The organism is Bacteroides sp. HMSC067B03, from assembly GCF_001811315.1.
Taxonomy (GTDB): domain Bacteria; phylum Bacteroidota; class Bacteroidia; order Bacteroidales; family Bacteroidaceae; genus Bacteroides; species Bacteroides faecis.
This window is the reverse complement of sequence record NZ_KV804469.1, coordinates 1-1,296: the sequence shown is the minus strand read 5'-3', so window position 1 is coordinate 1,296 and position 1,296 is coordinate 1. Positions and strand designations below refer to the sequence as shown.

Here is a 1,296-nt window from a genome sequence, read left to right as displayed (position 1 = left end):
ACATTTCAATATATTCTTCATCTGTCATATTGTAATCACTAACAGTATCTATCACCGTTGAGAATCGGCATAAAAGCCCATTTTTCTGTCTTGATATAAAGCTCATCTATTTTGATTTACTTGAAATTACCACTCTACTTTATATACGCCATTCCAATTCTCATCTATAGAGAAACGTATTTTATATCCGACTTTCATTAGTATATGTCGTACATACGAAGACAGATTTATGAATGTGTATGAATGTTCTCCACGTTTTTTCGCCTCTTCGATTATTGCTACTACTTCTGCTATATATAACATTCTATTCCTTTCTGATTTGGTTTGAGGGTTATTCAGTAGCCTTTTTGATAGCATTACATAATACATCATAGGCAGGTTCTTCTACGCAGACATATTTTAGTGCTTCTTGGCACGCTTTTAATAATTCAGGAGCAGCCGCTATTAACTTGGCTCTCTCTCGTTGCTTTTTCGTTCCATTCGCATGTCCCCCCAATGGAAAAGCTACAATAGCCAAAGGGAACTCAATAGATGTATCTTCTTTTATAAAGATTGCACCATCAGGAAAGTCGGGAGTAATTGTTTCAACCGTTTTCCATTTTATCAAAATTTCTTTTTTACTCATAATTGATTTTATTATACGTTATTCAAATTCATCAAGTTCGTAAGAATCCTCGACGATTTCTTCTACTTCTTCTAAAAAGTAAAGTTGTGTCTTGTTATTGAAACTGGTGCGTAGCTGTTCTGCTAAATACAGATATCCGGCTCTCCATGCTTCTTCCGCTTCTTTTGAACCTTTATTCAATTTTGCAACCTTTTCCTTTGACAATGCAATGAATTTTTCTTGTGTCATACTTTAGTTCCTTTCTAATTTGTTATACGTTAATTATTACACATTCTAATCAAGCATCATATCAAACACCAATGTCTTCATATTTCGACTTTTGTATAATTACTAAAATCACAATAAAGATACTCCCACCAATCGCCATAACGGTATTTATCATTCAAATACCTACAACGAGTATTCCAAGTGTTTTTCTGCCAGACTTCATACAACACACCTTTATGGATGAAAGTATCACCTTCTTTCAGAGTTGAAACATCTATCTTACTCATATCTCTATCAAATATTATCAAAAGCCGATCTTTCCCGGCTGTTATCCCTTTATTTTAAAACTCCACAATAAGCCAAAACCGATAAGGAGGTAAATATACCTATTACTGATACTAAATATAGAATCAGTAGATCCTCTAAGCTATTATCTTTTTTCATATCCAATTTAATCTTCTACT

The 1,296-nt window shown here is 33.3% G+C and carries 4 protein-coding genes; all 4 read right to left on the bottom strand.

Annotation, left to right across the window (positions count from 1 at the left end):
* Positions 1-126: 126 nt before the first annotated feature.
* The 4 genes from HMPREF2794_RS29140 to HMPREF2794_RS23900 all read right to left on the bottom strand — a co-directional run bounded on the left by HMPREF2794_RS29140 (position 127) and on the right by HMPREF2794_RS23900 (position 1,119).
* Positions 127-303 carry a hypothetical protein gene (locus HMPREF2794_RS29140; RefSeq protein ID WP_153880818.1) on the bottom strand — a complete coding sequence of 59 codons (177 nt, stop codon included), beginning with the start codon at positions 301-303 and terminating at the stop codon, positions 127-129.
* 28 nt (positions 304-331) lie between these two features.
* Positions 332-625, bottom strand: a complete 294-nt coding sequence (locus HMPREF2794_RS23910; protein ID WP_055271028.1) for a hypothetical protein — start codon at positions 623-625, stop codon at positions 332-334.
* 18 nt (positions 626-643) lie between these two features.
* On the bottom strand, positions 644-853 hold the full coding sequence (locus HMPREF2794_RS23905) for a hypothetical protein (protein WP_055271030.1): 210 nt from the start codon (positions 851-853) through the stop codon (positions 644-646).
* Positions 854-930: 77 nt separating this feature from the next.
* A complete protein-coding gene (locus HMPREF2794_RS23900) occupies positions 931-1,119 on the bottom strand; it encodes a hypothetical protein (protein WP_055271032.1) in 189 nt (62 codons plus the stop codon).
* Positions 1,120-1,296 lie beyond the last annotated feature (177 nt).